Source organism: Halopseudomonas phragmitis (assembly GCF_002056295.1).
GTDB classification, from domain to species: domain Bacteria; phylum Pseudomonadota; class Gammaproteobacteria; order Pseudomonadales; family Pseudomonadaceae; genus Halopseudomonas; species Halopseudomonas phragmitis.
The window spans coordinates 1490454-1512992 of record NZ_CP020100.1 but is presented as its reverse complement, the minus strand read 5'-3'; the positions used below and the strand labels follow the sequence as shown (position 1 = coordinate 1512992).

General features: G+C 61.6%; 21 protein-coding genes and 1 pseudogene. 14 read left to right on the top strand and 8 right to left on the bottom strand.

What is annotated here, in order from left to right:
• Positions 1-21: 21 nt before the first annotated feature.
• Both BVH74_RS06955 and rpe read right to left on the bottom strand, forming a co-directional pair.
• Positions 22-819, bottom strand: a pseudogene (locus tag BVH74_RS06955) (phosphoglycolate phosphatase).
• A 311-nt stretch (positions 820-1130) separates the two neighbouring features.
• Positions 1131-1805, bottom strand: coding sequence for a ribulose-phosphate 3-epimerase (gene rpe / locus BVH74_RS06950; protein WP_080049358.1), 675 nt, complete (start codon positions 1803-1805; stop codon positions 1131-1133).
• A gap of 92 nt (positions 1806-1897) precedes the next feature.
• Between rpe and BVH74_RS06945 the strand changes: the two genes are divergently transcribed.
• Positions 1898-2770 carry a DUF3530 family protein gene (locus BVH74_RS06945; RefSeq protein ID WP_080049357.1) on the top strand — a complete coding sequence of 291 codons (873 nt, stop codon included), beginning with the start codon at positions 1898-1900 and terminating at the stop codon, positions 2768-2770.
• A 64-nt stretch (positions 2771-2834) separates the two neighbouring features.
• Here BVH74_RS06945 and BVH74_RS06940 read toward each other — a convergent pair whose 3' ends face one another.
• Genes BVH74_RS06940 through BVH74_RS06930 form a run of 3 tightly spaced genes read right to left on the bottom strand, consistent with a single transcriptional unit; the run spans position 2835 to position 5292 of the window.
• Positions 2835-3614, bottom strand: coding sequence for a DnaJ domain-containing protein (locus BVH74_RS06940; RefSeq protein ID WP_131038202.1), 780 nt, complete (start codon positions 3612-3614; stop codon positions 2835-2837).
• 2 nt (positions 3615-3616) lie between these two features.
• A complete protein-coding gene (murU, locus tag BVH74_RS06935; RefSeq protein ID WP_080049355.1) occupies positions 3617-4285 on the bottom strand; it encodes an N-acetylmuramate alpha-1-phosphate uridylyltransferase MurU in 669 nt (222 codons plus the stop codon).
• Entirely contained in the window at positions 4282-5292 is a 1011-nt protein-coding gene (locus BVH74_RS06930; RefSeq protein ID WP_231705580.1) for an aminoglycoside phosphotransferase family protein, read from the bottom strand. The genes murU and BVH74_RS06930 overlap by 4 nt, the downstream gene beginning before the upstream one ends.
• A 175-nt stretch (positions 5293-5467) precedes the next feature.
• Here BVH74_RS06930 and BVH74_RS06925 point away from each other — a divergent pair, with 175 nt between their 5' ends.
• The 11 genes from BVH74_RS06925 to BVH74_RS06875 all read left to right on the top strand — a co-directional run bounded on the left by BVH74_RS06925 (position 5468) and on the right by BVH74_RS06875 (position 19249).
• A complete protein-coding gene (locus BVH74_RS06925) occupies positions 5468-8200 on the top strand; it encodes an LPS-assembly protein LptD (RefSeq protein WP_080049353.1) in 2733 nt (910 codons plus the stop codon).
• A complete protein-coding gene (locus tag BVH74_RS06920) occupies positions 8190-9479 on the top strand; it encodes a peptidylprolyl isomerase (RefSeq protein ID WP_080049352.1) in 1290 nt (429 codons plus the stop codon). Before BVH74_RS06925 ends, BVH74_RS06920 begins: the two co-directional genes overlap by 11 nt.
• Positions 9479-10474 carry a 4-hydroxythreonine-4-phosphate dehydrogenase PdxA gene (pdxA, locus tag BVH74_RS06915; protein ID WP_080049351.1) on the top strand — a complete coding sequence of 332 codons (996 nt, stop codon included), beginning with the start codon at positions 9479-9481 and terminating at the stop codon, positions 10472-10474. Before BVH74_RS06920 ends, pdxA begins: the two co-directional genes overlap by 1 nt.
• Complete coding sequence (gene rsmA, locus BVH74_RS06910; protein WP_080049350.1) at positions 10467-11273, top strand: 16S rRNA (adenine(1518)-N(6)/adenine(1519)-N(6))-dimethyltransferase RsmA; 807 nt, start codon at positions 10467-10469, stop codon at positions 11271-11273. Before pdxA ends, rsmA begins: the two co-directional genes overlap by 8 nt.
• A complete protein-coding gene (apaG, locus tag BVH74_RS06905) occupies positions 11270-11653 on the top strand; it encodes a Co2+/Mg2+ efflux facilitator ApaG/CorD (protein ID WP_080049349.1) in 384 nt (127 codons plus the stop codon). The genes rsmA and apaG overlap by 4 nt, the downstream gene beginning before the upstream one ends.
• Positions 11654-11663: 10 nt before the next feature.
• A complete protein-coding gene (locus BVH74_RS06900; protein WP_080049348.1) occupies positions 11664-12476 on the top strand; it encodes a symmetrical bis(5'-nucleosyl)-tetraphosphatase in 813 nt (270 codons plus the stop codon).
• Positions 12477-12494: 18 nt separating this feature from the next.
• Positions 12495-12815, top strand: coding sequence for a thiosulfate sulfurtransferase GlpE (gene glpE, locus BVH74_RS06895; RefSeq protein WP_080051650.1), 321 nt, complete (start codon positions 12495-12497; stop codon positions 12813-12815).
• A 318-nt stretch (positions 12816-13133) separates the two neighbouring features.
• Entirely contained in the window at positions 13134-15056 is a 1923-nt protein-coding gene (locus BVH74_RS06890; RefSeq protein WP_080049347.1) for a PrkA family serine protein kinase, read from the top strand.
• Positions 15057-15156: 100 nt separating this feature from the next.
• Positions 15157-16428: a YeaH/YhbH family protein gene (locus tag BVH74_RS06885; protein ID WP_080049346.1), complete on the top strand. Its 1272-nt coding sequence runs from the start codon at positions 15157-15159 to the stop codon at positions 16426-16428.
• Positions 16425-17978 (top strand): SpoVR family protein, encoded by a 1554-nt coding sequence (locus BVH74_RS06880; RefSeq protein WP_080049345.1) that lies wholly within the window; start codon positions 16425-16427, stop codon positions 17976-17978. The genes BVH74_RS06885 and BVH74_RS06880 overlap by 4 nt, the downstream gene beginning before the upstream one ends.
• A 35-nt stretch (positions 17979-18013) precedes the next feature.
• Entirely contained in the window at positions 18014-19249 is a 1236-nt protein-coding gene (locus tag BVH74_RS06875) for a multifunctional CCA addition/repair protein (protein WP_080049344.1), read from the top strand.
• A gap of 4 nt (positions 19250-19253) precedes the next feature.
• On the opposite strand, the gene folK is transcribed toward BVH74_RS06875, so the two are convergent.
• Both folK and folB read right to left on the bottom strand, forming a co-directional pair.
• Complete coding sequence (folK, locus tag BVH74_RS06870; protein WP_080049343.1) at positions 19254-19802, bottom strand: 2-amino-4-hydroxy-6-hydroxymethyldihydropteridine diphosphokinase; 549 nt, start codon at positions 19800-19802, stop codon at positions 19254-19256.
• Positions 19799-20161, bottom strand: coding sequence for a dihydroneopterin aldolase (gene folB / locus BVH74_RS06865; protein ID WP_080049342.1), 363 nt, complete (start codon positions 20159-20161; stop codon positions 19799-19801). The genes folK and folB overlap by 4 nt, the downstream gene beginning before the upstream one ends.
• A 155-nt stretch (positions 20162-20316) precedes the next feature.
• Between folB and plsY the strand changes: the two genes are divergently transcribed.
• Positions 20317-20898, top strand: a complete 582-nt coding sequence (gene plsY, locus BVH74_RS06860; RefSeq protein ID WP_080051649.1) for a glycerol-3-phosphate 1-O-acyltransferase PlsY — start codon at positions 20317-20319, stop codon at positions 20896-20898.
• Here plsY and tsaD read toward each other — a convergent pair.
• Complete coding sequence (gene tsaD / locus BVH74_RS06855; RefSeq protein WP_080049341.1) at positions 20888-21919, bottom strand: tRNA (adenosine(37)-N6)-threonylcarbamoyltransferase complex transferase subunit TsaD; 1032 nt, start codon at positions 21917-21919, stop codon at positions 20888-20890. The two genes, plsY and tsaD, sit on opposite strands and share 11 nt — an antisense overlap.
• Before the next feature lie 211 nt (positions 21920-22130).
• Here tsaD and rpsU point away from each other — a divergent pair, with 211 nt between their 5' ends.
• Positions 22131-22346 carry a 30S ribosomal protein S21 gene (gene rpsU, locus BVH74_RS06850; RefSeq protein WP_080049340.1) on the top strand — a complete coding sequence of 72 codons (216 nt, stop codon included), beginning with the start codon at positions 22131-22133 and terminating at the stop codon, positions 22344-22346.
• The last annotated feature ends 193 nt before the right edge of the window (positions 22347-22539 follow it).

The following is a 22539-nucleotide window of genomic DNA, read 5'->3' as shown; positions in this document are numbered from 1 at the left end:
CGCTCTACGCGGGCAAAACAATCAGATACGCCAGCGCCAACGGGCGAGCGCCTTGATTACTCTCATCAGTTTGCGGTTGCTGACAAACACGGCTGATCCATCAATCTCTGCGGGCAATATTTCAGATACCAGGCAAGACTATATGAGGGTGTCGAGTGAATCAACCAGCAGATCAGGGTTTTCCTCGGCCACCGGGCGACCGTGATTGTAGCCATAACTGACCGCCACCACCGCTACCCCAGCCGCACGGGCGGCCAGAATGTCACTGCGCGAATCACCGACGAACAAGGCCCGCCCGGGCTCAACCCCGGCCTCGGCCATGACCTTCTGCAAGGCGGCCGGATCAGGCTTCTGGACCGGCAGGCTGTCACCGCCAATCTGCCAACGGAAATAGCCACCAAGGCCTTTATCAGCCAGCAACTCAGGCAGGAAGCGGCTCGGTTTGTTGGTGATCAGCGCCAGTGGCACACCCGCAGCGGCCAGGTGATCGAGGAAGCGACGTGCCCCGGGGTAGAGCTGGCTGCGCGAATGATCGCCAGCATAAGCCGTCAGGAACAGCGACAGCGCCTCTTGTGCCTGCGCCTCGTCGACCGCGTCATGCTCGATGGCATCGGCAAGAGCCCGGCGTACCAGCACCCGGGCGCCATTACCCACCCAGTGCCGGACCTTGTCGATTCCGGCCGGAGCCCGGCCAAGCCCGGTCAGCATGACATCAACTGCGGCGGCCAGATCAGGCACCGAATCGATCAGAGTGCCGTCCAGGTCGAACATTACCAGCTCGGGGAGTTGGCCATTGAAGCGTTGCTGCCAGAAACTCATGCCTGTTCCTATCGATGAACGGTGTGCCGTGCTCAGCCTGTGGATCGCCACAGGCCTGCGGCCTTCGCGATGACGGTTAAGCGCGGACGACGCAGGCGCCACCACCCGTCGATCTTCTAAGGGAGGGCAACCCGGGGACCAACCTCACCCGCTAACGCTTCAGGAGCCGCAGCTCGGGACCTAACTCCCCCCGCCGACGTTTTGGCGGCGGCAACCCGTGGCCCAACTGCACCCGCCGACGTCTTGGCCGCGGCAACCCGAGACCTAACCCCAGCCGTCATTGCGAGCGCAGCGCGGCAATCCACTAGGGATCAGCCCCGGGCCAGTGCCAGTTCCGCCCGCATGCTGTCGATCACGGCCTTGTAGTCCGGCTTGTTGAAGATTGCCGAGCCGGCCACGAAGGTGTCTGCGCCGGCTTCGGCGATGGCGCGGATGTTCTGTTCGTTGACTCCACCGTCGATTTCCAGGCGAATCTCACGACCGCTGGCGTCGATCAGCGCCCGCGCCTCACGCAGTTTGTCGAGTGTACCGGGAATGAACTTCTGGCCACCAAAGCCCGGGTTAACGCTCATCAACAGAATCATGTCGATCTTGTCCATCACGTACTTGAGGCTGTCCAGCGGGGTCGCCGGGTTGAATACCAGACCGGCTTTGGCACCGCCATCCTTGATCAGTTGCAGCGAACGGTCGATGTGCTCGCTGGCCTCGGGGTGAAAGGTAATGTAGCTGGCACCGGCCTCAAGGAAGTCGCCGATGATCCGATCCACCGGCTTGACCATCAGATGCACGTCGATCGGCGCCGTAATGCCGTACTTGCGCAGCGCACTGCAAACCATCGGGCCAATGGTCAGGTTGGGCACATAGTGGTTGTCCATTACATCGAAGTGGACGATATCGGCACCAGCGGCCAGTACCTTGTCGACATCCTGACCCAGGCGGGCGAAGTCGGCAGACAGAATGGACGGGGCAATCGCGTAATCGAGCATCGGTTTTCTCGGCATCAGGCGGACAGGACAGTGGAGTTTCAGTGACCCCATGCAGTAATGTGCCGATTGTACACGCAACGGAACCCTGATTCATGGCACCTTTGTATCGCTGGTCACTGCTGATTCTGCTGGCGCTAAGCAATATGGCGCAGGCTGGCATTCCCGACGAGGAGCTGGACGCCGACGAGCTGCATCCGGCCGCAGCCCCACCGGCCATTCAGCAACTGCCATCAACCACACGCGGCCTGCAACACGAGCAGGACCTGATGCGTCAGTTGCCCGGCGAGCAGCAGCTCAACCTGAACACTACCGAACAGCACTGGCTGGGCCTCTGGCTGCCTGCCGCCCGGCCCGAGGCGCATGGTGCGATCGTCCTGGTGGCCGACCGTGCCGAGCATGCCGATTGGCCGCAACTGATCGGCCCGGCCCGGCGTCAATTGAGTGAAGCCGGCTGGCAGACGCTGGCCATCGCCCTGCCTGATCAACCAGCCGAAGACTTCGGCCTGCCCCAGGAGCAGCGGCTTGAACGCCAGCAAGCCTGGCGGCTGCTGGCCCGTGAACGGTTGCAGCACAGCGCCAGCCACCTGCGTGAACAGGGTGCAGAGCAGGTGATCCTGCTGGGTCGCGGCGAAGCGGCCTGGCTGGCCTTACAAGTCGGCACCGAGCAAGCGGACGCCTTCGATGCCCTGGTGTTGTACCGCCTGCGCAGCCCGGAAACCGGCCCCACAGCAAGCACCTTAATAGAAGGCTGGGACAAACCGCTACTGGATATCGTGCCCAGCAGTCGGGCTGGCGATGACCGCTCCGCCCGCGAACGCCGCCTGACTGCCCAACGCCTGGGATATGAGCACTACCAGCAATTACGCCCGGCCGACCCGGCAAGCATGCCCCAAGGCCAGACCATGCTGATCAAACGGATTGATGGATGGTTGCAGCGCAGCCTGCCCGAGGGAAACACTGATTAATTACACGCAAGCACAGGTCAGCGACAATTGGGCCAGCACCGAAACTGATTTAATCAGTGTTCCCCTAGCGAAAACCGCGATAACGCTTGATCCGCTCATAGGCCTCCTGAATGGCCCGGATGCGCTCGCCAGCGCCTGCCTGCTCTTGGGTTGAGGCACCGCGCGCCATCAGTTTGTCCGGATGATGAAGGCTGAGCTGGCGGCGATAAGCCTGCTTGATCTGCGCCACCTCGGCATCCAGCGCCACGCCCAGCAACTCGGCCGCCTCGCTCAGCCGGTCGCGGTTGGCCATCGGTGCCTGCTGCCCCGACCCGCTACTGCGACGCTGATGACGCTGATGCATGCGCTGCTGCTCACCCTTGCCTAGTCCGGCCAGTGCTGCCCAGTCGTTGAGGTGTTGCTGTTGCTCACTGCTTAGCGCCCCGGTTGCCAGCGCCATGCGCCAGCAACTGTCGATCAGCTCCACCGCTCGCGCGGGGTCATCACGCCCGAGCAGTTTGACCAGCGGCCTGATCCGCACATCCGGCGCCTTGCCCTGATTGAACCACTGCATGGCCTGCAGCCGCTGGCTCTCGTCCAACCGGTATTGCTGCATCAGATCCCGGGCCAGTTGCAAATGCTCCTGACGCACCCGTCCACTGGCCTTGGCCAAACGCCCCAGGCACAGAAACAGCACCTGCTCGAAGGTCACCAGCCGACGCAGCCGGGCTGGTACATCGGCCCAGCGCTTCAGGCCCCAGTAACGATCCAGCGCATGCCCCAGCACGGCCCCAAAGATGCCGCCCGGCAAGCCGCCAGCCAGACCACCGAGCACACCGCCAAGCACGGTCACCGGCCACAGCACGTTCAACCCTCCCAGGCGAGACGGTCGGCAAGCGCCAGCCGCTCCGGGGTACCGACATCAATCCACAGCCCCGGATAATGCTCGCCACTGACCTGCCCGGCTGCAGCGGCCCGGCGCAGCAGTGGTGCCAACGGGAACGAGTCGCCCGGTTCAGACACCAGCAGCTCAGGAGCCAGCAGCGCAACGCCGCTGTAGGTCAGGCCAGTATCGCCTGCCTGCGGATTGAGTACCCGCCCCTCATGCAGGACAAAGTCGCCCTGCGCCTTGTGTTCGGGATTATCGACCAGTACCAGATGCGCTAGACAGCCCTCGGCCAGTTGCAGCCGGGCAAAGTCGATACCAGTCCAGATGTCACCATTGACCAGCAGGAAGGGCTCGGCCCCGAGTAGCGGCAGAGCCCGGTGAATACCGCCACCGGTTTCCAGCGGCTCGCCCTCGGCCGACCACTGGATGCGTACGCCCCAGGCAGCGCCATTGCCGAAATAGGTTTCCAGTTGCTCGCCCAGCCAGGCATGGTTGATCACCAAATCACGGATACCGGCCTGGGCCAGCGCTTCAATATGCCACTGGATCAAGGGTTTGCCGCCAACCTCCAGCAGAGGCTTGGGCGTATGCAGGGTCAGCGGTCGCATCCGCTCGCCCTTGCCGGCGGCGAGGATCATGGCTTTCACCCCAGTGCCTCCAGACGCGGCAGGCCCAGACTGTCGAGCAGGCGCTGCAAGGGGGCCAGCCGTTGATCCTGGGCGCAGGCTTCACGCAGATAGCGAATGAAGCGCGGCGCATCTTCCAGGTAGTGCGGCTTGCCATCGCGATAGCGAATGCGTGCGAAGATCCCCAGCACCTTGAGGTGGCGCTGAACCCCCATCAGCCGTGATTGATCAAGGAAGGCTTCAACCCGCTCGGGAACCGGCACACCGACCTCACGCGCACGCTGCCAGTAGCGGTGCAACCATTGCTGGCGCTCGGCGGGTGAAAAGCTGAAGAAGGCATCAGCGAACAGCGAGGTGGCGTCATAACTGACCGGCCCGTACAGCGCATCCTGAAAATCCAGCACACCGGGCTGGCCTGCACTGGTCATCAGATTGCGCGGCATGAAGTCACGGTGTACGAATACCCGGGCCTCAGCGCCAATGCTGTCGAGCAACAATTGGCATAGTTGCTCCCAGTCGGCAATTTGTTCCGGACTCAGGACCCGATCCAGATGCCGCTCGACGAACCAGTCCGGGAACAGATTGAGTTCGCTCAGCAGCAGTTCATCGGCGTAGTCCGGCAGCACGCCGGGCCGGCTGGCCTGCTGCCAGGCCAGCAGCGCTTCGATCGCAGCACCGAACAGGCGCTCAATCTCGACGGCGGGCAGGCCGGCCTGGATGCTTTGCAGATAGGTGTCGCGGCCCATATCTTCGAGCAGCAAAAAACCACGCTCGGGGTCGGCTGCCAGAATTCTCGGCACCCGCACACCCGCGTCAGCCAGCAGCGAGGCAATGCGCATGAAGGGGCGCACATCCTCCTGCGGCGGTGGTGCATCCATGATGATCAGGCAGCGATCATCGCTCTGCAAACGAAAATAGCGGCGAAAACTGGCGTCAGTGCTGGCGGGTGCCAGAGTCCCTTGCGGCGGCTCTGTCCAGCTCACCTGAGTCCCGGCGCTGGCCAGCGCCTTGGGCAACCAGGCTTTCATCAATTCTAGTCTTGCATCCATCATGTCCATCCCAATCCGGAGCGACGCTGGCTCTGGCGCCGCACAATGCTTTATTATCCATGATCCCGACGATTTGACGCAGCATGCATGTTGCGCCGAGCTCGCACAAGCACCGCGAGTCCCGCACCGAACAGGAAGCCCGGATACCACAACAATGGCTGAGCGTATACCTCCGTTTCATCCCACCTTCCCCCTACTGCTGGTCAGCGGCCTGCTGCTGGCCCAACCCATGACCAGCCTGGCCAACAGCCAGGTCCAATGTCGTGCCGGCAGTGATGGAGGCTGGGTCTGCAGTCCGTTGGAAGCAACCTCGCCGATGCCTCCGCGCCCGACCCGGGCAGAACCGGTCGAGCGTACCGTGAGCACCGAGCAACCCGGCCCGACGCGCAGTGCCGCGCCGTCGGCCCAGCCTCAGCAAACGGCTTACACCGAGCTGGACTGGGTTCCGCGCAGCCAGCTCAGCGCCGAACAACAGGCCGCCATCGCACCTTATTGCGGCGGCACCTATGTCGAACCGGAGCGTGAGGGCCGCGATGACGGCACCCCATTCGATCAGTTGCCGGTCTATGCCACTGCCGATGCCAGCCGCTTCGAGCAGGACAGTCAGGTCGGCACCCTCGAAGGTGACGTGCTGTTGCGCCAGGGTCGCCTGCAGGCTCAATCCAGCCAGGCTCGCTATAACCGCAACACCAACGAGGTCGAGCTGCAGGGCAACGTCCGCCTGCGTGACGACGGCGTTCTGGTTCTGGGCGATCGGGCCCGGATGGATATCGGCACCGGCGCCACCCAGGTCGAGGATGTCCGCTACGTGATGCACGAGGCGCACGCCCGCGGCACCGCCGACAGCCTCAAACGCCGCGAAGATGCGATCATCGTGGTTGCCAATGGCACCTACACCACCTGCGAACCAGGCCATAACACCTGGACCCTGACCGGCCGCGATATCGAACTGGACCGGGAGAAAGGCTGGGGTGAAGCCAGGAATGTGACTCTGCGGGTCAAGAATGTACCGGTGCTGTACACCCCCTACATCTACTTCCCGATCGACGACCGGCGCCAGAGCGGCCTGCTGGTTCCGAGCATGTCCTACAGCCAAAACTCGGGCAGCGAGCTGACACTGCCCTATTACCTGAACCTGGCGCCCAACTACGACGCCACCCTGTACCCGACCATCATGACCGACCGCGGTCTGCTGATGGAGGGAGAGTTCCGCTATCTGACCCCCAGCAGCCGCGGCCAGGTCGGCGCGGCGTTCCTCGACGACCGCGAAGACGAGCGCAAGCTGCAGTCCAAATACAAAGACCAGCGCTGGATGTATAGCTGGCAGAACGAATCGCAGTTCGGCTCCCGGCTGCGAGCCGAGGTCGACTACACCGACATCAGCGACCCCTATTACTTCCAGGATCTGAACACCTACCTGGGGATCAAGACCGACAACTTCCTCGACCAGCGTGGCAGCCTGAGCTGGCGTGGCGACAGCTACACTGCCCGGCTCAACCTGCACGCCTACGAGCGGGCCACTATCACCGACATCACCCCGTACGAGCGGCTGCCACAGCTGACCGTCAACGGCGTGGTGCCGATGCAGCCCGGCGGCGTGCGCCTGGATTACCGGACCGAGTACGTCAGCTTCCAGCGTGACCTGATGAGCGGGTTCTTTACCGATCAGGATGGCAACACCGGCGGCCCCGAACATCGCTGGTACGACGACCGGCTGCAGGGCCTGACCCGCGCCGAGGGCGAGCGTCTGCACCTGGAGCCGGGCGTCAGCCTGCCACTGAACTGGACCTGGGGCTTCCTGCGCCCCTCGGTCAAATATGCCTATACCCACTACGACCTGTCGCTCGACAACCAGGGCAAGACCAGCCTGAATGCCGACGAACGGTTCAGAAGCAGCCAGGACCGTGGTCTGCCGATCTTCAGCGTCGACAGCGGCCTGTACTTCGACCGACCCACCGAGCTGTTCGGCAATAGCTACACCCAGACCCTGGAGCCGCGGCTGTTCTATCTATATGTACCGGAGAAAGACCAGACCGATATCCCGATCTTCGACTCCGGCGAGCCCAGCTTCAGTTATGGCGCGCTGTGGCGGGAAAACCGTTTCTCCGGCAAGGACCGCATTGGCGATGCCAACCAGCTGTCACTCGGCCTGACCAACCGTTGGATCGAGGCCAACGGCTTCGAGCGCCAACGCCTGAGTATTGGCCAGGCCTACTACTTCCAGGACCGCAAGGTACAGTTGCGCGGGATCGATTATCGTACTCGCGACACTGCTCAGGCATCGGTATCGCCCTACGCGCTGGAGTACCAGTACCGCTACAACCGCGACTGGCGCTTCAACTCGACCTTCAACTGGGATCCGGATCAGCGCACCACCCGTTCCGGCAGCGCCATGTGGCACTACCAGCCGGCCGACAACCCGCGCAAGGTGGTCAACGTTGGCTATCGCTATCGCAACGACACCCTGCGCTTCGACCGCGAAACCGGGCAATGGACCTTCAATCCCGATTACGGTCTGCCGGGCAGCCCCAACTACATCAAGAACTACTACAAGATCGACCAGCATGACTTCTCGTTCATCTGGCCGGTCAGCCCGCAGTGGAGCCTGATTGGCCGCTGGCAGTATGACTACGGCCGCAATCGTACTCTGGAAAGCTACGGCGGCTTCGAGTACGACAGTTGCTGCTGGAAGCTGCGGGTCATCAACCGGTACTGGATCGACTATGACGAGACCAGTCTCAACCCCAACCGCAATGACGAACCGGATCGGGGAATTTTCCTGCAGATCGTGTTCAAAGGATTAGGCAACCTAACCGGTAGTCGTGTTGAAAACCTTCTGAACGAAGGTATCCCTGGTTACAGAGAGCGTGAAGACAATGCCTTCTAAGTTATACCCAGCGTTGATCAGCCTGTGTGCTGGCCTTTTTCTCAGCAGCCAGCTCCAGGCCCAGGTAGTTCCGCTGGACCGGGTCGCCGCTATCGTCGACAACGACGTGGTGATGGCCAGTCAAGTCGAACAGCGCATGCACAGCGTGCGCCTGCAGCTCCAGGAGCGTGGCACCAGTGCGCCCCCGGACAGCGTATTGCGCGAGCAGGTCATCGAGCGCCTGGTACTGGAAAGCATCCAGTTGCAGATGGCCGAGCGCGCCGGCATTCGGATCGACGACGCCAGCCTCAACCAGACCATGCAGCAGGTAGCTGAGCGCAACGGCCTGACCCTTGACCAGTTCCGCGCCGCTTTGGAGCGTGACGGCATCAGTTACGCCGAAGCCCGCGACCAGATCCGCCGCGAGATGATCATCAACCGGGTGCGTCAGCGCCGGGTGGCCGAGCGTATCCAGGTCTCCGACCAGGAAGTGCGCAACTTCCTCAACTCCGAGGTAGGCCGGTTCCAGATGTCGGCCGACTACCGCCTGGCAATGATCGTTCTGCCGATCTCCGACAGCGCCAGCCAGGCCGATGTTGAACGTGTCGCCCAGGCCGCCGCCGAGATCCATCAGGAACTGAGTGCTGGCGCCGACTTCACCACTCTGGCAGTCAGCCGCTCGGGCGGTGATACCGCGCTGGAAGGCGGCGAGCTGGGCTGGCGCAAGGCTGCTCAGTTGCCCGGACCATTTGCCACCGCCGTGGGCCGCCTGGAAGTGGGTGAAATCACCCAGCCGATCCGTTCCCCGGCCGGTTTCCACATCCTCAAACTGCTGGAAAAGCGCGGTGGCGACAGCCAGTTGGTCGAGGAGTTTCAGGTCCGCCATATCCTGATCAAACCCAGCGAAATCCGCTCCGAACAGGAAGCCGAGCAACTGGTGCGCCGGCTGTATGAGCGCATCCAGAACGGCGAAGACTTCGCCACTCTGGCCCGCGCCTTCTCCGAAGATCCGGGTTCGGCGCTCAACGGTGGCTCGCTCAACTGGATATCGCCGGACATGATGGTGCCGGAATTCCGCGACATGATGCTCGACACCCCACAGAACCGGGTCTCGCTGCCGTTCCAGACCCAGTTCGGCTGGCACATTCTCGAAGTCCAGGATTCACGCCGGGTCGACATGACCGAGGAAATGCGCGAGCAGCAAGCCATCAACCTGCTGCAGAACCGCAAGTACGAGGAAGAACTGCAGAGCTGGCTGCTGGAAATCCGCGATGAAGCCTTCGTCGAGATCCGCATCTAGTGAGCTGTCATGCCATTGCCCTGACCGCCGGCGAGCCGGCGGGTATCGGCCCCGACCTGTGTCTGATGCTGGCAGCCCAACCCTGCCGGCACCAACGGGTGATCATCGCCGACATCGACCTGCTGCATGAGCGGGCGCGGCAACTGGGCCTGACGGTAGAACTCACAGCGTTCGACCCCAGCCAGCCGCCCGCAGCGCAAACAGCCGGTCAGCTATGCGTGCAGCATGTGCCGTTAACCAGTCGCTGCCGGCCCGGCCAGCTCGATCCGGCCAATGCCGGCTACGTGCTGGAAACCCTGCGCCAGGCCGGCCAGGGTTGTCTGGACCAGCAGTTTGCCGCCGTGGTCACCGCCCCGGTCCACAAGGGCGTAATCAACGATGCCGGCGTGGCCTTCTCCGGGCACACCGAGTTCTTTGCCGAACTGACCCACACTGCACAGGTCGTGATGATGCTGGCCTGCCCCGGCCTGCGGGTAGCCCTGGCCACCACCCATCTGCCACTGCGAGCGGTAGCCGACACCATCGACCAGCCACTGCTGGAACGGGTCATCGGCATCCTGGATAACGACCTGCGCCACAAATTCGGTCTGAGTAACCCGCGCATTCTGGTCTGCGGCCTCAACCCGCATGCCGGCGAAGGCGGACATCTGGGGCGCGAGGAAATCGAAGTAATCGAGCCAGTGCTGGCACGCCTGCGCGAGCGCGGCCTGGATCTGCAAGGTCCCCTGCCAGCCGACACCCTGTTCACCCCCAAGCACCTGGATCAGGCCGATGCGGTATTGGCCATGTATCATGACCAGGGCCTGCCGGTGCTCAAACACAAGGGTTTCGGTCAGGCCGTAAATATCACCCTGGGGTTGCCGATCATCCGCACCTCGGTCGATCACGGCACCGCGCTGGATCTGGCCGGCACCGGCCGCGCCGATGCCGGTAGCCTGTACGTAGCCCTCACTACCGCCATCGAGATGATCGAAGCCGGAACACACCATGACTGAGTTTGCCCCACACCGGGCGCGCAAGCGCTTCGGCCAGAATTTTCTCCATGACCACGGCGTAATCAACCGCATCCTGCGCGCCATCCATCCGCGTGAAGGCCAGCATCTGGTCGAAATCGGCCCCGGCCAGGGCGCGATCACCAGCGGCCTGCTGGCCGGCAACACTCGGCTGGACGTAGTCGAACTCGATCACGACCTGCACCCGATCCTGCTGGCCCGGTTCGGCCATAACCCGCTGTTCCGGCTGCACAAGGGCGACGCCCTGAAGTTCGATTTCAGCAGCCTGGTCGAGGCTGGCGAGAAACTGCGCATCGTCGGCAACCTGCCGTACAACATCTCGACCCCGCTGATGTTCCACCTGCTGGATCAGGCCGAAGATGTCGCCGACATGCACTTCATGCTGCAAAAGGAAGTGGTCCAGCGCCTGGCCGCCCAGGTCGGTGAAAATCACTACGGACGGCTCGGCATCATGGTCCAGTACCGTTGCCAGGTCGAACACCTGTTCGATGTTGGCCCCGGCGCGTTCAACCCGCCGCCCAAGGTCGACTCAGCGATTGTCCGGCTCACCCCCCACGCCAGTCTGCCTCATCCTGCCAAGGATCTGAGTTGCCTGGAGCGGATCGTGCGTGAAGCCTTCAACCATCGCCGCAAGACCCTGCGCAACACGCTCAAGCCGCTGCTCGACAGCAGCGCCATCGAAGCGGCCGGGATCGACCCGGGACTGCGGCCCGAGCAGATTGACCTGGCCGGCTTCGTCCGCCTGGCCAACCATCTGGCGGACCAGGAGCGAGGTCAATGAGTTCTGACCCGCATTATGCCATCAGCATCAAGGTAGCCACCCGCTACCTTGATGAACAGTCGGAGCCCCAGGCCAACCGTTTTGCCTTCGCTTATACCATCACCATTAGCAATACCGGTGACATCGCCACCCAACTGCTCGACCGCCACTGGCTGATCACCGACGGCAATGGCAAGCTGCAGGAAGTGCGCGGCCCCGGCGTGGTCGGCGAACAGCCCGTGATCGCGCCCGGCGCCAGCCACACCTACACCAGTGGTTGCGTTCTGGAGACTCCGGTGGGCACCATGGAAGGTAGCTATGGCATGCGAGCTGAGGACGGTCACGCCTTTCGCGCTGGCATTCCGCTGTTCCGGCTGGCTCAGCCCAACGCCCTGAACTGACAAGAGCACCATGACCACGTACGCGGTTGGAGATATTCAAGGTTGCCTCAAGCCCCTCAAGTGCCTGCTGGCCGAGGTTGGCTTCAATCCCTCGCGTGACACCCTCTGGTCAGTCGGCGATCTGGTCAACCGTGGTCCCGACTCGCTGGAGACCCTACGCTTTCTCGACAGCCTCGGAGATGCCTGCGTGGCGGTACTGGGCAATCATGATCTGCACCTGCTGGCCGCCGCTCGTGATGCCAGCCGGCTGCGCAAATCCGATACCCTGCTGGCCATTCTCAAGGCCCCGGACCGCGAACAGTTGCTTGAAAGCCTGCGCCGCCGGCCGCTGGCGCATTATGATCCGACCCATGACATCATCATGACCCATGCCGGCATCCCGCCGATCTGGGGGGTGAAGGAGACTCTGGCCCGAGCGGCCGAGGTTGAAGAGGTCTTGCGCTGCGATGAGCGCCTGCCCTGGTATCTGGACGAGATGTACGGCAACAAGCCTGACCGCTGGAAACCCAGCCTCAAGGGCACCGAGCGGCTGCGAGTGATTACCAACTACCTGACCCGCATGCGCTTCTGTCTGGCTGATGGCACTCTGGACCTGAAATCCAAGGAAGGCCTGGGGCATGCCCCCAAGGGCTTTGCCCCCTGGTTCAGCTTCCCCCGTCGCGACCCAGAGACCCAGATCGTCTTTGGCCACTGGGCTGCTCTTGAGGCGCGCTGCGATACCCCCGGAGTACATGCACTCGATAGTGGCTGTGTCTGGGGGGGAAACATGACCCTGATGAACCTGGAAACCGGCGAACGACACCAGTGCGACTGTGCCGACTAAGAGGATGAGCCTATGAGCATGAGCGAATTTCAACGTATCAGTGCCGAGCAGGCGGCCAAACTCCTGGAGAACGGAGCCAACCTCGCCGACATTCGCGACCCGCAAAGTTATGCCCTGGGGCATATTCGTGGCGCGGTTCGACTCGACAATGACAACCTCGCCCAGTTCATCGCCAGTACCGACCAACAGCAGCCGCTGATTGTCTGCTGCTATCACGGCAACTCCAGCCAGCCGGCCGCCGCTTATCTGGCCAATGTCGGCTTTGCCGAGGTCTACAGTCTGGATGGTGGCTTTGAACTGTGGCGCCAATACTACCCTGAGTACATTGAGCAAAACTGAACCGCCCAGCCCGCTCTTCGTCGCACTTTTTTTCATAATCGCCCTTCCCCCCGCGCGCAAAAGAACTATTCTGAGAACAAGGCAATCAAAGAAGTGAGTGCCGGTCTGCCGGCTTCCGATAACAAGGGAGCCTGCCGGTCCCTTCGGTAGCCGGGACGCCGGTTGCCGGGTCTCCGACAGACTCCCCATGCATGCCCGTGCAACAGGTGGTATTGGGGGATTCACGCATCAGGATTTGCCGTCGCCCGATACTGCGCGTCAGACGGGGAGGTGCCCGGAAGTCACAGACCTCATCCCAGGCAACAGCGAGGTCGTGTCATGAGCATATTCAGCCATTTTCAGAACCGCTTCGAAGCCACACGGCAGGAGGACTATTCCCTGCAGGAATACCTTGAGCTCTGCAAAACCGACCCGATGGCCTACGCCAGCGCGTCGGAACGGCTGCTCAAGGCGATTGGCGAACCGGAGCTGATCGACACCTCGCTGGACCCCAGGCTATCGCGGATCTTTTCCAACAAGATGATCAAGCGCTATCCGGCCTTCGCCGACTTCCACGGCATGGAAGACGCAATCGAGCACATCGTATCGTTCTTCAAGCATGCGGCCCAGGGCCTGGAAGAGCGCAAACAGATCCTCTACCTGCTCGGCCCGGTCGGCGGCGGCAAGTCCTCGCTGGCGGAAAAGCTCAAGGCGCTGATGCAGCAGGTGCCCTTCTATGCAATCAAGGATTCACCGGTATTCGAGTCGCCGCTGGGGTTGTTCAGCGCCGAGGAAGACGGCGCTATTCTCGAGGAAGACTACGGCATCCCCCGGCGCTACCTGACCAGTATCATGTCGCCCTGGGCGGTCAAACGCCTGCATGAATTCAATGGTGACATCGGCCAGTTCCGGGTGGTCAAGCTCTACCCCTCAATCCTTCAGCAGGTCGCCATCAGCAAGACCGAACCGGGCGATGAGAACAACCAGGACATCTCCTCACTGGTCGGCAAGGTCGATATCCGCAAACTGGAAGAGTTCCCGCAGAACGACCCCGATGCCTACAGCTACTCCGGCGGCCTGTGCCGCTCCAACCAGGGGCTGATGGAGTTCGTCGAAATGTTCAAGGCACCGATCAAGGTGCTGCACCCGCTGCTGACCGCCACCCAGGAAGGTAACTACAACAGCACCGAAGGCATGGGGGCGATTCCGTTCAGCGGCATCATTTTGGCCCACTCCAACGAGTCGGAATGGCACACCTTCCGCAACAACAAGAACAACGAGGCCTTCATCGACCGCATCTACATCGTCAAGGTGCCCTACTGCCTGCGGGTCAGTGATGAAATCCAGATCTACCAGAAACTGCTGACCAACAGTTCGCTGGCCAGCGCCCATTGCGCCCCGGACACCCTGAAAATGCTGGCCCAGTTCTCAGTGCTGTCGCGCCTGAAAGAACCGGAAAACTCCAACGTCTACTCGAAGATGCGCATCTATGACGGCGAAAACCTCAAGGATACCGATCCCAAGGCCAAGTCGATTCAGGAGTACCGCGACACGGCTGGCGTCGATGAAGGTATGAGCGGCCTGTCGACCCGTTTCGCCTTCAAGATCCTGTCCAAGGTGTTCAACTACGATCACAGCGAGATTGCCGCCAACCCGGTTCACCTGCTCTATGTGCTGGAGCAGCAGATTGAACAGGAGCAGTTCCCCAACGATGTCAGCGAGCGTTACCTGCGCTTTATCAAGGAGTATCTGGCACCGCGTTACGTCGACTTCATCGGCAAGGAAATCCAGACCGCCTACCTGGAGTCTTACAGCGAATACGGACAGAACATCTTCGATCGCTATGTCATGTATGCCGACTTCTGGATTCAGGATCAGGAATACCGCGATCCGGATACCGGCGAGATTCTCAACCGAGCCGCGCTCAACGAGGAACTGGAGAAGATCGAGAAACCGGCCGGCATCAGCAACCCGAAGGATTTCCGTAACGAGATCGTCAACTTCGTACTGCGGGCCCGGGCCCACAACCACGGCAAGAACCCGACCTGGCTGTCCTATGAAAAACTGCGGGTGGTGATCGAGAAGAAAATGTTCTCCAACACCGAAGACCTGCTGCCGGTCATCAGCTTCAACGCCAAGGCATCGAAAGAGGATCAGAAGAAACACAACGACTTCGTCACCCGCATGGTCGAGCGCGGTTATACCGAAAAACAGGTGCGGCTGCTGTCGGAATGGTATCTGCGTGTAAGAAAAGCTCAGTAACCCGCATAACGCGAAGGCAATACGAGCGTAGTACACGCCTAGGCAACACTACCACAGGGGCCGCTCCAAGCTTTGAGCCAGCGGCCCCGGAGGGGCCCGAATGAGTTATGTGATTGACCGACGCTTGAACGGCAAGAACAAAAGCATGGTCAACCGCCAGCGCTTTCTGCGGCGTTACAAGTCGCATATCAAGAAAGCCGTGGAAGAGGCGGTAGGCCGGCGTTCGATTACCGATATGGAGCATGGTGAACAAATCAGTATTCCGGCCCGGGACATTGACGAGCCGATCTTTCACCATGGTCCCGGCGGACGGCAAACCCGGGTCCACCCAGGCAATCGCGAATTCACCACCGGCGACCGCCTTCCTCGCCCCCAGGGCGGAGGCGGAGGCCAGGGTGGCAGCAAAGCCGGCAACAGCGGCGAAGGCATGGACGAGTTCGTCTTCCAGATCACCCAGGAGGAATTCCTCGACTTCATGTTCGAGGATCTGGCCCTGCCCAACCTGGTCAAGCGCCACCTGGCCGGCACCGACACCTTCAAGCCGGTACGGGCCGGCATCAGCCAGCAGGGCAACCCGTCGCGGATCAATATCGTCCGCTCAATGCGCGCCGCCCATGCCCGGCGCATCGCCCTGTCCGGCGGCAGCCGGGCGCGACTGCGCGAAGCGCGCAAGGAGCTGGAGCAACTGCGCCTGACCCAGCCTGACAACCTGGCCGACATTCAACGCCTGGAACAGGAAATCCTGCATCTTCGCGCCATGATCGAGCGCATCCCGTTCCTCGACACCTTCGACCTGCGCTACAACCTGATCACCAAGCAGCCAACGCCCAGCTCCAAGGCAGTGATGTTCTGCCTGATGGATGTGTCCGGCTCCATGACCCAGGCCACCAAGGACCTGGCCAAACGTTTTTACATTCTGCTGTACATGTTCCTGCGACGTAACTACGAGCGCATCGAAGTAGTGTTCATCCGCCACCACACCAGCGCCAAGGAAGTCGATGAGGAAGAGTTCTTTTACTCCCGTGAAACCGGCGGCACCATCGTCTCCAGCGCCTTGCGACTGATGCAACAGATCATCGAGGAACGCTACTCCCCGAACGAATGGAACCTGTATTGCGCCCAGGCCTCGGACGGCGACAACTGGAATGACGACTCTCCCATCTGCCGCGATCTGCTGCTGAACAGGATCATGCCGGCCATGCAGTACTACTGCTATGTGGAAATCACCCCGCGCGAGCACCAGGCCCTGTGGTACGAGTACGAACAGGTCTCGGAGCGCTTCGCCGACAGTTTTGCCCAACAGCAGATCGTCGATGCCGGAGACATCTATCCGGTCTTTCGCAAGCTGTTCCAGAAGAGGATGGTCACATGACTCGGCATTTGATCTCCACCGGCTCGGAATGGAGCTTCGACCTGATCCGCGACTATGATCGCGAGATCGGTCGCATCGCCCACGACGTCTATGGTCTGGATACCTATCCGAACCAGATTGAGGTCATCACCGCCGAGCAGATGATGGACGCCTACGCTTCGGTGGGCATGCCGCTGGGCTATCACCACTGGTCCTACGGCAAGCACTTCCTGCACACCGAGAAAAATTACAAGCGCGGCCAGATGGGCCTGGCCTATGAGATCGTGATCAACTCCGATCCCTGCATCGCCTATCTGATGGAAGAGAACACCATGACCATGCAGGCGCTGGTCATCGCCCACGCCTGCTACGGGCACAACTCGTTCTTCAAGGGCAACTACCTGTTCCGCACCTGGACCGACGCCAGCGCCATCATCGATTACCTGGTGTTCGCCAAGCAGTACATCAGCGAATGCGAAGAGCGTCATGGCATCGACGCCGTCGAAGACCTGCTGGATTCCTGCCATGCGCTGATGAACTATGGGGTCGATCGCTACAAGCGTCCCTATCCGATCTCCGCCGAAGAGGAACGCCAGCGCCAGCACGAGCGTGAAGAGCACCTGCAGCGGCAGGTCAACGACCTGTGGCGCACCATTCCGATCAGCGACGAGCGGCGCGAGAAAGACAAGCCAGACCCGCGCTACCCGGCCGAACCACAGGAAAACCTGCTGTACTTCATCGAAAAGAACGCCCCGCTACTGGAGCCCTGGCAACGCGAGGTGGTACGCATCGTGCGTAAGGTCGCACAGTACTTCTATCCGCAGCGTCAGACCCAGGTCATGAACGAGGGCTGGGCGACTTTCTGGCATTACACCCTGCTCAACCACCTGTACGACGAAGGGCGGGTCACCGACGGTTTCATGATGGAGTTTCTTCAATCGCATACCAGCGTGATCTACCAGCCACCGTTCGACAGCCCCTGGTACAGTGGCATCAACCCCTATGCACTGGGGTTTGCGATGATGCAGGACATCCGCCGCATCTGCGAAAACCCGACCGAGGAAGATCGCCGCTGGTTCCCCGACATTGCCGGCAGTGACTGGCTGGAAACCCTGAAATTCGCCATGCGTACCTTCAAGGACGAAAGTTTCATCCTGCAGTTCCTGTCGCCTAAGGTCATCCGTGACCTGAAACTGTTTGCCGTGGTCGATGACGAACATGACGACCACCTGGAAATTGCCGCCATCCACGACGACAGTGGCTACCGCAGCATTCGTCAGTTGCTCGCCGCCCAGTACAACCTGGGCAACCGCGAACCCAATATTCAGGTCTGGCGGGTTGACCGCCGTGGCGACCGCTCGCTGACCCTGCGGCATCAACGTCACGACGGCAAACCACTGGGCGAAACCACCCAGGAAATGCTGCGCCACCTGCATAGGCTATGGGGCTTTGACGTCCACCTGGAAAGTATGGACGGCGACAAACTGGTGCAGGCCATGCACATGCCTCCCAAGCCAGGGGCCGACGACGAGAAGATGCCCAAGTTCGACCTCAGCATACCGCCGGTCTGATAAGCTGCAGGCCTGAATCTTACAGCCTGAGCCTCATGTCCAGTTCCTATGCTACCTATCTGGTCGGCGGCGCCGTCCGCGACCAACTTCTTGGCCTGCCCGTCAGCGAACGCGACTGGGTGGTGGTCGGCGCCACCCCTGAGCAACTGCGCAGTGAGGGTTACACCCCGGTGGGCCAGGACTTTCCGGTATTCCTGCACCCCAAGAGCGGCGAAGAGTACGCACTGGCTCGGACCGAGCGCAAAAGCGGGGTCGGCTATGGCGGCTTTACCTTTCACACCAGCCCGGACGTCACCCTGGAGCAGGATCTGCTGCGCCGTGACCTGACAGTCAATGCCATGGCTATGGACGCCGAGGGCGGCCTGATTGACCCCTACGGCGGCCAACAGGACCTGCAGGCCCGGATCCTGCGCCATGTGTCTCCGGCATTTGTCGAAGACCCGCTGCGAGTGCTGCGGGTCGCACGCTTTGCCGCCCGCTATGCCGACCTGGGCTTCGTGGTAGCGCCCGAAACCCTGGCGCTGATGGCTGAACTGGCCGGCTCCGGCGAACTGCAGGCGCTGACTGCCGAGCGGGTCTGGAAGGAAATCAGCCGGGCACTGATGGAACCACGCCCGGAAGTCTTCATCCGGGTATTGCGTGAATGCGGTGCTTTGGCACAATTGCTGCCCGAGGTTGACGCACTGTTTGGCGTACCGCAGCCAGCCCCCCATCACCCGGAGATCGATACCGGCGAGCACCTGCTGCTGGTACTGGCCCAGACTGCCCGACTGGACTTGCCACTGCCAGCCCGCTGGGCCAACCTGCTGCACGACTTGGGCAAGGGTTTGACGCCCAGCGAGCACTGGCCCAAACACCACGGCCATGAAACCAAGGGACTGAAAGCGGTCAAGGCGGTCAATCAGCGCTTCAAGGTACCGCGCGAGTGCCAGGAACTGGCCCTGCTGACCTGCGAATATCACACCCATTGCCACAGGGCTCTGGAATTACGCCCACAGACATTGCTCAAGCTGTTCAAGGCCTTCGACATCTATCGCAGGCCGGAGCGCTTCGAGCTGTTTCTCGGCGCCTGTGAAGCCGACGCCCGCGGGCGCCTTGGCCTTGAACAACAGCCCTATCCGCAGGCCGACTATCTGCGCCAAGCAGCCCGACTCGCTCGCGAGGTCAGCATTCAGCCCTTGCTAGAGCAGGGTTTACAGGGTGCGGAACTGGGAAAGGCATTGGAACATCAGCGTCTGGACGTACTGATCAATTACACCAAGGCCCGGTAGGGCCTTACTTGGCCGATACCGCCCGGGCCTGATGCTCAGCAACCAGCTCAGGCGCACTCAACGCCCGACCGCGCCAGTCGAAGGCGATCGGCCACAGGACCTGATCACCCTGCCAGCAGGTCCACAATTCAAGATAGCTGCGCCCGTCACCCGGAAGCCGGGCATGCGGCGCAAGCAAGGCCAGCGGCCACAGCACAAAGGCATTGCGGGCGGTTTCTGCCCGTGGCAGGCGCATACCGTCATGCACGCCGCACAACTGGCCATAGGTCAAAATATCGATATCCAGGGTAATGCGCCCAGGAGACACCTGTTCCCGACGACCGCAGGCCGCCTCGATGGCCTTCAGCGCAGCATTCAGATCCGCCAGCGGCAAGTGCGTGTAGGCGCCTACCACCATGTTGTAAAAACGCCGGCCCAGCACCCCGACCGCCTCGCTTTCAAAGACCGGTGACAGATCCAACGGCCCCAACAACTGCTCCAGTGCATCCAGCCCCCGGCGCAGGTGGTCGTCGCGCTCGGTATTGCTGCCCAGGCCGAGAAATACCTCGATCATGCCGGGCGCACTCCCCGCTCGATCTGCACCCCCACGCCCCCCCGGGCAGCGGCCACTGCACCGGGCTTGGTCACCCGCACGCGTAGCCAAGGCACGGCGAACTCGGTCTGAATCAGATGCGCCAGCTCCTCGGCCAACGCCTCGACCAGCAGGAACCGACTTGCACTGACCCAGTCCAGCACGCGCTGGCTGATGGCCGCATAGTCCAGCGTCGCCTGCAAATTGTCTTCGGCTGCAGCCCGACGGATATCCCAGCCCAGCTCAAGATCAATCACCAGCGGCTGGCGAATCTCGCGCTCCCAGTCATAGACGCCGATCACGGCCTCGACTTCCAGGCCATTGATGAATACCAGATCCACACTTCTCTCCACAGTCGATTACAATCGCCTTTTTGGCTAGGGTCCTCAATGCTTATTTGGCCCACCAAACCTCGCATTTCGCGCCTTGCCTCGCGCAAAAAAACAGGCTCCGGCGCGGTTGCGATGAAACGGCAACAGACCCTATGGTCACCAGCATGACCTTATTCATTTTACTGCTAGTCGGCGCTTATCTGCTCGGTTCGATTTCATTTGCCGTGCTGCTCAGTCACCTGCGTCGACTGCCCGACCCTCGTAGCCTGGGTTCCGGTAATCCCGGTGCCAGCAACATGTTGCGCCTGGGTCGCAGGCCCCTGGCTCTGGCCACGCTACTCGGTGATCTAGGCAAGGGCGCTTTGGCTGCCGGACTAGGCCAACTGGCGGGCCTGGACGACATTCTGGCGGCCTGGCTGGGCCTGGCCGCCGTTGTCGGCCACATGCTGCCGGTATTCCATCGCTGGCGGGGCGGCAAAGGCGTCGCCACCGCCGCCGGCGTGTTGTTGGTGGTATCCTGGCCCAGTGCGATATTCTGCCTGGGCTTCTGGCTGCTGCTCTTCGCCTGGCAGCGGATCGCTTCACTGGCCTCGATTTGCGCCTGCCTGGCGCTGCTGCCTTGGCTGGCCTGGATGGCACCCGAACTGTTCATGCCGCTGGGCCTGATGAGCCTGCTGATACTGCTGCGCCACCAACTCAACATGCGCCGCCTGCTGCGCGGCGTAGAAAACCACTTCAGGCGTTGAGCGGCACAAGTTCCTCCATCGGCCACCTCGCCCGCGCCTGAATGCCGGCCTGATCCTGCTGCCCAGCCAACAGGCGCTGACAACCGGCATAGGCGATCATCGCGCCATTGTCGGTACAAAAGGCCGGGCGCGCATAAAACAGCTCGCCTTTCAGGCCAGCCGCCATCTTGCCCAGCGAGTGGCGCAATTCACGGTTGGCACTGACCCCTCCGGCAATGACCAGGCGCTTTAGCCCGGTAGCCTTGAGCGCCCGACGACACTTGATGGTCAGGGTCTCGACCACCGCCAGCTCAAAAGCCCGGGCAATGTCACTGCGCGTTTGCTCACTGGCATCATCTGCCGCCTGGCACTGCTGCCAGGTATTGAGTACCGCAGTTTTCAAACCACTGAAGCTGAAATCCAGCCCCGGGCGGTCAGTCATTGGGCGGGGAAATACAAAGCGCCCCGGGGTGCCGGCCTGGGCCAGTCGGGCAATCTCCGGGCCGCCCGGATACGGCAAGCCCATCAGCTTGGCGGTTTTGTCAAAAGCTTCGCCAGCGGCATCGTCCAGCGACTCGCCCAGCAACTGATAGCGACCAATACCGTCAACCCGTACCAACTGAGTATGGCCGCCAGATACCAGCAAAGCGACAAACGGGAACTCCGGCGGCTGCTCTTCGAGCATCGGCGCCAACAGGTGGCCTTCCATATGGTGTACACCCAGGGCCGGCACGCCCCAGGCAAACGCCATAGCCTTGGCACAGGCGCCACCAACCAGCAGCGCACCCACCAGTCCCGGCCCGGCGGTATAAGCCACGCCATCCACCTCACCCTCGGCCACACCCGCCGCAGCAAACACCTCACGCAGCAGCGGAATCAGGCGTTTAACATGATCGCGCGAGGCCAGCTCGGGCACCACACCGCCATAGATGCGGTGCAGATCGATCTGGCTGAACAGCGCATCGGCCAACAGGCCGCGCTCACTGTCATACAGCGCCACGCCGGTTTCATCGCAGGAGGTTTCGATACCCAATACACGCATAATCGCAATTCTCACCTTACAATACGCAGTCATTACCGCGTCACATGCCGCGCATCATAATCACCCGCCGGCCCACAGGCCAGTTTTTCAGCAATTTATGCTTTGCATTTATCTGATTAAGGCGGTAACATCCGCTCCCCTTGAAATGCAATGTGTCGCTGACTCAGGTCGGCGGCAATGACTCACAGCACAGTTTTGAGAAAGGTACGAAATGCCTGCCGTCAAAGTTAAAGAGAACGAACCCTTCGACGTGGCCCTGCGCCGCTTCAAGCGCTCCTGTGAAAAAGCTGGCGTTCTGGCCGAAGTCCGTCGCCGCGAGTTCTACGAGAAGCCCACTACCGAGCGCAAGCGCAAGGCTGCTGCCGCTGTAAAGCGTCACGCCAAGAAGCTGCAACGCGAACAGCGTCGCCGCGAGCGCCTGTACTGAGTTTAGTCCATCTGTCCGCACCCACTGGTTAAGCCAGCGCGGACGGAGCGACAAACCCAAAAACGCATGAGTCCGGCCTCCGCAAAAGCGGAACAAGGCTGGATTTTTGCGTTTGCGTCGTTTGCAGCCGGCCCTTATCCAGCGATAGAGCCAGCTACCTCATCGACGCTATGATAAGCGGACCCTACTCTTT